The sequence below is a fragment of the Kitasatospora sp. NPDC040550 genome (genome assembly GCF_055594965.1).
Genome location: NZ_JBVIWC010000013.1, coordinates 224122 through 230121 on the forward strand (window position 1 = coordinate 224122; position 6000 = coordinate 230121).

5 protein-coding genes and 2 tRNA genes are annotated in these 6000 nt (G+C 74.5%); 5 read left to right on the top strand and 2 right to left on the bottom strand.

The features are described from left to right. The first annotated feature begins 133 nt into the window (after window positions 1-133). Together ACZ58X_RS21085 and ACZ58X_RS21090 are read left to right on the top strand one after the other, a co-directional pair. The gene (locus ACZ58X_RS21085; protein ID WP_470335147.1) at window positions 134-976 is read left to right on the top strand and encodes a trypsin-like serine peptidase; all 843 of its coding nucleotides are present in this window, start codon (window positions 134-136) and stop codon (window positions 974-976) included. Window positions 977-1115: 139 nt separating this feature from the next. Beyond that, complete coding sequence (locus tag ACZ58X_RS21090; protein ID WP_470335136.1) at window positions 1116-1865, top strand: trypsin-like serine peptidase; 750 nt, start codon at window positions 1116-1118, stop codon at window positions 1863-1865. A 146-nt stretch (window positions 1866-2011) separates the two neighbouring features. Here the strand turns inward: ACZ58X_RS21090 and ACZ58X_RS21095 are convergent. Together ACZ58X_RS21095 and ACZ58X_RS21100 are read right to left on the bottom strand one after the other, a co-directional pair. Further along, a tRNA-Asn gene (locus ACZ58X_RS21095) sits at window positions 2012-2084 on the bottom strand. A gap of 62 nt (window positions 2085-2146) precedes the next feature. Then, window positions 2147-2219 (bottom strand) — tRNA-Asn (locus tag ACZ58X_RS21100). A 241-nt stretch (window positions 2220-2460) separates the two neighbouring features. Between ACZ58X_RS21100 and ACZ58X_RS21105 the strand changes: the two genes are divergently transcribed. The 3 genes from ACZ58X_RS21105 to ACZ58X_RS21115 all read left to right on the top strand — a co-directional run bounded on the left by ACZ58X_RS21105 (window position 2461) and on the right by ACZ58X_RS21115 (window position 5855). Continuing rightward, window positions 2461-2754 (top strand): hypothetical protein, encoded by a 294-nt coding sequence (locus ACZ58X_RS21105; protein WP_470335137.1) that lies wholly within the window; start codon window positions 2461-2463, stop codon window positions 2752-2754. Window positions 2755-2885: 131 nt separating this feature from the next. Further along, a complete protein-coding gene (locus ACZ58X_RS21110) occupies window positions 2886-4331 on the top strand; it encodes an FGGY family carbohydrate kinase (RefSeq protein ID WP_470335138.1) in 1446 nt (481 codons plus the stop codon). A 120-nt stretch (window positions 4332-4451) separates the two neighbouring features. Continuing rightward, a complete protein-coding gene (locus ACZ58X_RS21115) occupies window positions 4452-5855 on the top strand; it encodes a glutamate decarboxylase (RefSeq protein ID WP_470335139.1) in 1404 nt (467 codons plus the stop codon). Window positions 5856-6000 lie beyond the last annotated feature (145 nt).

A 6000-nucleotide genomic window follows, 5' to 3' on the forward strand; every position in this document is an offset into this window, starting at 1 on the left:
GGCAGCATAGCCGGTCGATCACCCGTGGTGCGCGCCGGGGGCGCAGCTGGGTGCGGGAGGGCCTGCGCCGGTTCCGGTGGCGGGCTCCGGGTGGCGGCGGAGGGCCCGGACAGGGCAGCCTGGGCTGGTGACGATGCGTGGGACGGTCGCGGCGGCCGCGGTACTGGTGCTGGCCTTCGCGCTGGCGGGGTGCACCACCGCGGCGCGGCCCGGCACCGTCGCGCCGACGGTCACCTCGGCACCGCCGAGCGCCGCCGCCGACGCCCACGGCTGGAGCAGGCAGCGCTTCAAGGGGGCGACCGGCAAGCACACCGGGGTCACCCGCACCGCCAAGCCCACCGTGCTCAACGGCCTGGTCGGCGCGGTGTTCACGCGCAACGCGGACGGCGACCACTTCTGCACCGCCAGCGTGGTCGACAGCGCCGGGCTCAACCTGATCGTCACCGCCGCCCACTGCGTCTGGGACCCGAAGATCGGCCGGCGCAGCGACCTGGTCTTCGTCCCCGGCTACCGCAACGGCGACACCCCGAGCGGTGTCTGGCCGCTGCTGGCGGTCAGCGTGGACGACGGCTGGAAGGACCACGCCGACCCGGACATGGACGTCGCCTTCGCCGTCGTCCAGGCGCAGAACGGGCAGCAGGTGCAGCAGGTGCTCGGCGCCAACCAACTGGGCGTCAACCGCGGCTACCGGGTCCCGGTGCGGGTGACCGGCTATCCGGGCAGCAGCGACGTCCCGATCACCTGCTCCAACACCACCACCGAGCAGAGCGCCACCCAGCTGCGGATCGACTGCCCCGACTACACCGGCGGCACCAGCGGCAGCCCCTGGGTCACCGACTTCGACCCGTCCACCAGGACCGGCACCGTGGTCGGCGTGATCGGCGGCTACCAGGAGGGCGGGAACAGCCCGGACACCTCGTACAGCAGCTACTTCGGCGACCGGGTCCAGGCGCTCTACGACCGGGCCACCGGCTGACCGGGCCGGACCCGGGCCGAACCCGGGCCGATTCGAACACCCGGCAGTGGCGCCGCCGGGCACGGCCTGGTAGATCTTCCTCTCGAACGGCGGAACGCACGGCCCGGATGCCCGCCCCGAAGAACGAGACGGAGCCCCGATGGCCCCCCGCCCGGTGCCGCCCGCGCGCGCGGCCGGAGCGACCGCGCTGGCCGCCCTGCTGCTGACCGCCGGCACCGCGTGCGGCAGCGGGCCGGACCGGGCGCCGAACGCCGAGGTCGCCCAGCAGAGCGCGGCCCGCGACCGGATCGGCACGCTGTCCGTCCACAGCGCCCAGGGCCCGCGGTCCTGCACGGCGAGCGTGGTGCGCAGCCCCGCCCGCAACCTGCTGGTCACCGCCGCGCACTGCGTGCAGAACCAGCGGGTCGGCCTGCTGGACGGCCTGGTGTTCACCCCCGGCTACCGCAACGGGTACTCGCCGTACGGGAGTTGGCAGGTGCAGTCGATCACCGTCGATCCCCGCTGGGCCTCCGACGACGACCCGGACTACGACGTGGCGTTCGTCACCGTCCGCCCGGCCGACGGCCGGCAGGTCGAGGACGCGGTCGGCGGCAACCCGCTCGGCACCGGCCGGGGCGTCGGACTGGCGGTCTCGGTGACCGGCTACCCGAACGAGAGCGACGAGCCGATCACCTGCGCGGTCCGGACCAGCTCGCAGAGCTCCACCCAGGAGCGCTTCGACTGCGGCGGCTACACCGACGGCACCAGCGGCAGCCCGTGGGTGACCGGCGACGGCACGGTGGTCGGCGTGATCGGCGGCTTCGAGGAGGGCGGGGACACCCCGGGCACCTCGTACAGCGTGGCCTTCGACCAGCGGGTCGCCGACCTGTACCGGCGGGCGACCGCCTGATCCCCGCCGCGCCCGCCCCGCCCTCGGCGCCGGGGCGGGGCAGGGCGGCCGGGTGACGCACGCGACACCGGGGCGGACAACACGAAGGCCCCCCGGTCGTCCGAGGGGCCTTCGCTCTGAGCAGTCACCGGGCGGGCCCGGTGCAGCTCCCGCAATTGGACTCGAACCAATAACCTGCCGATTAACAGTCGGCTGCTCTGCCAATTGAGCTATGCGGGATCGCGGTACCCAACTTCCGTACCACGGGCGGGAATCGCGCTCCGAGGAGCACTTCTCCCGAGCTCCCCCAATTGGACTCGAACCAATAACCTGCCGATTAACAGTCGGCTGCTCTGCCAATTGAGCTATGGGGGATCGGCTTCCGCTTCGGCTCCCGTGACCCGGGCTCCTCGGCGCTCGCTGCGGGACATACATTAGCGCACTCGGGGGGGTGGTCCGCCAATCGTTTCCCCGGCCGCCCCGGACCGCCGGCCCGGCGTGCCCCGCGCGCGCCCCCGACGGCACCCGGGGATGCTGGGGTCGCGGACGGTTCGCCGTCCCGGGCAACGGGTAGGGCAATGCGGCAGAAGGCCGCCAGGAGAGGGTGGGTCCGATCATGTGGAAGCTGTCGATGGCCGCGGGTTTCGCGGCCGGCTACGTCCTCGGCTCGCGGGCCGGGCGCCGGCGCTACGAGCAGATCACCGAGGTCACCCGGCGGATCGCCCGGAACCCCACCGTGCAGGGGGCCACCGACCGGGCGCGGCAGCAGGCCGGCGTGGTGGCCGGGAAGGCGGCCGGTGCCGTCGCGGACCGGGTCGGGGACAAGCTGCCGAACGCCGTCACCGACCGGGTGCCGTACTTCACCCGCTCCCGGGCGGAGGACGACGGCTGGGGCACCGTCCGCCCGTGACCGGGCGGTAGCCCGCGTTCCCGACCGGGCGGTGATCCCACGGCAAAGGAGATCCCAACGCCCGGTCCCGAACCGGCAACGGCTCACCCGGCCCGGACGCGTACCGGGCCGGGCTGAGGCATGATCTCGACATGGCCATCGTCGCGGGGATAGACAGCTCGACCAGCCGCACCAGGATCGTCGCGTGCGACGCCGACACCGGCACCGTCCTGCGCTCCGGCAAGGCGCCGCACCCCGTCCCCGAGGACCAGGACCTGCGCCCCGGCGAGGCCGACCCGCAGGTCTGGCTGCACTCCCTCGGCGACGCCGCGGCCGGCGGCCTGCTGGAGGGCGTCCGGGCGATCGGCGTCAGCGCCCAGCAGCACGGCATGATCGGCCTGGACGCGGGCGGGGTGCAGGTGCGGCCCGCGATCCTGTGGAACGACCCGCGCTCCAGCGGCGCCGCCGCCAAACTGCTGGACGCCCTCGGCGGCCCGGCCGCGTGGACCGCCGCGATCGGTGCCGTCCCCGGCCCCACGTACACCATCGCCAAGCTGCGCTGGCTGGCCGAGTTCGAGCCGGCCAACGCCCGCCGGGTCGCCGAGGTGCTGCTGCCGCACGACTGGCTGGTCTGGCAGCTGCTCGGCCACCCCAAGCGCCGCACCACCGACCGCGGCGACGCCTCCGGCACCGGCTACTGGTCCCCGATCACCGGCGAGTACCGGCAGGACCTGGTCGAGCTGGCGCTCGGCCACGAACTCCGGCTGCCCGACGTGCTCGGCCCCGCCGAACCCGCCGGGCACACCCCCGAGGGCCTGCTGATCTCGGCCGGCACCGGCGACAACATGGCCGCCGCCCTGGGCCTCGGCCTCGGCCCGGGCGACGCGGTGGTCTCGCTCGGCAGCGCCGGGACGATCTTCGCGGTGCACGAGGAGGCCGTGGTGGACGCCACCGGCCTGGTCTCCTCCTTCGCCGACGCGAGCGGCCGCCACCTGCCGATGGTCGCCACCCTCAACGCCGCCCAGGTGCTGCGCTCCACCGCCGCCATGCTCGGCCGGGACCTGGAGGGGCTGAGCGACCTCGCCCTGCACTCCTCCCCCGGCGCCTACGGCCTGGTGCTGCTGCCCTACCTGGACGGCGAGCGCACCCCCGCGCTGCCGCACGCCGCCGGCACCCTGACCGGCCTGCGGGCCGAGGCGATGACCCCTCAGCACCTGGCCCGGGCCGCCGTCGAGGGCATGCTGTGCAACACCGCCGACGCGCTGGACGTGCTGCGGGCCCAGGGCGTCGGGATCAAGCGGGTGTTCCTGCTCGGCGCGGCCGGCCGGCTTCCCGCCGTCCGGCACATCGCCCCGATGCTGTTCGGCGTCCCGGTCGTGGTGCCCCCACCGGGCGCGCACGCCGCCCGCGGCGCCGCCCGGCAGGCCGCCTGGGCACTGGCCGGCACCCCCGAGCCGCCGGAGTGGGCGCTGCCGGACGCCGAGACGGTCGAGCCCGAGGGCGAACAGGACCTGGCGATCGGGTCGGCGGTGCGCCAGCAGTACCGCGCCGCCCGGGACCAGATCCACCCGGAGGCCGCCACCGGCCCGTCCGCCTGAAACCCTGCCGCCCGGGGCAACCCCCTTTGGCCGGAGTCCGCCGGTGAAGATGCGTCACCCGGCGCCCGGTGGGAGCGTGGGTCGGGACACGGCCACCGAGGCGAAGGGCGACACGCACCCATGGCCCTGCACAAGGGGACCGGCGACGACCGCCGGCTGAGCGTCAGTCCGTTCCTCGGCATCACCGACCCGCTGGGCGCGATGGAACTCGCCCCGCCGGTGCACCGGCTCGGCGAGGGGGCGGTCGCGGCCGACACCGCGTACCAGCTGATCCACGACGAGCTGATGCTGGACGGCAGCGCCAAGCTCAACCTGGCGACCTTCGTCACCACCTCGATGGAGGCGCAGGCCACCCGGCTGATGACCGAGTGCCTGGACAAAAACATGATCGACAAGGACGAGTACCCGCAGACCGCCGAACTGGAGCGGCGCTGCGTGGCCATCCTCGCCGACCTCTGGCACGCCCCCGACCCGGACGCCGCGGTCGGCTGCTCCACCACCGGCTCCAGCGAGGCCTGCATGCTGGCCGGCATGGCGCTCAAGCGCCGCTGGATGCGCCGCAATCCCGAGCGCTACGCGGCCGGGGCCCGGCCCAACCTCGTGATGGGCGTCAACGTCCAGGTCTGCTGGGAGAAGTTCTGCACCTTCTGGGAGATCGAGGCCCGCACCGCACCGATGGAGGGCGAGCGCTTCCACCTCGGCCCCGAACAGGCCGTCGCGCTGTGCGACGAGAACACCATCGGCGTGGTCGGCATCCTCGGCTCGACCTTCGACGGCTCGTACGAGCCGATCGCGGAGATCTGCGCGGCCCTGGACGAGCTCCAGGAGCGCACCGGCCTGGACGTCCCGGTGCACGTGGACGGCGCCTCCGGCGGCATGGTGGCGCCCTTCCTCGACCCGGAGCTGGTCTGGGACTTCCGCCTCCCCCGGGTGCAGTCGATCAACACTTCCGGCCACAAGTACGGGCTGGTCTACCCCGGCGTCGGCTGGGCGCTGTGGCGGGACAAGGAGGCCCTGCCCGAGGAACTGGTCTTCCGGGTCAACTACCTGGGCGGCGAGATGCCGACCTTCGCGCTCAACTTCTCCCGGCCCGGCGCGCAGGTCGCCGCGCAGTACTACGTCTTCCTGCGGCTCGGCCGGGCCGGTTTCCGGGCGGTCCAGGGCGCCTGCCGGGAGGTCGCCGGCTACCTGGCCGGGGAGATCGGGAAGCTCGACTGCTTCCGGCTGCTGACCCGCGGCGACCAGGTCCCGGTGTTCGCCTTCACCACCACCGAGGACGTCACCTTCGACGTCTTCGACGTCTCACGGCGGCTGCGCGAACGCGGCTGGCAGGTCCCCGCGTACACCTTCCCGGCGAACCGGCAGGACCTGTCGGTGCTCCGGATCGTCTGTCGCAACGGCTTCTCCCGGGACCTCGCCGACCTGCTGCTGGCCGACCTCAACCGGCTGCTGCCGGAGCTGCGCCGCCAGCCCGTCCCGCTCCAGGAGCTGGGCGTGCCGGTCCGCGAGGGCTTCCACCACTGAGGCGTGTCCTGGGGCGGGGGGGGGGGGGGGGGGGGGGAGGGGGGGGGGAGAGGGGGGGGGGGGGGGGGGGGGGGGGGGGGGGGGGGGGGAGGAGAGGGGGGGGGGGGGGGGGGGGGGGGGGGGGGGGGGGGGGGGGGGGGGGGGG

What these genes read in the sequence shown, in the direction of transcription:
- ACZ58X_RS21090 (WP_470335136.1), top strand. Translation starts at nt 1,116, where the DNA reads ATGGCCCCCCGCCCGGTGCCGCCCGCGCGCGCGGCCGGAGCGACCGCG.
- ACZ58X_RS21105 (WP_470335137.1), top strand. Translation starts at nt 2,461, where the DNA reads ATGTGGAAGCTGTCGATGGCCGCGGGTTTCGCGGCCGGCTACGTCCTC.
- ACZ58X_RS21110 (WP_470335138.1), top strand. Translation starts at nt 2,886, where the DNA reads ATGGCCATCGTCGCGGGGATAGACAGCTCGACCAGCCGCACCAGGATC.
- ACZ58X_RS21085 (WP_470335147.1), top strand. Translation starts at nt 134, where the DNA reads ATGCGTGGGACGGTCGCGGCGGCCGCGGTACTGGTGCTGGCCTTCGCG.
- ACZ58X_RS21115 (WP_470335139.1), top strand. Translation starts at nt 4,452, where the DNA reads ATGGCCCTGCACAAGGGGACCGGCGACGACCGCCGGCTGAGCGTCAGT.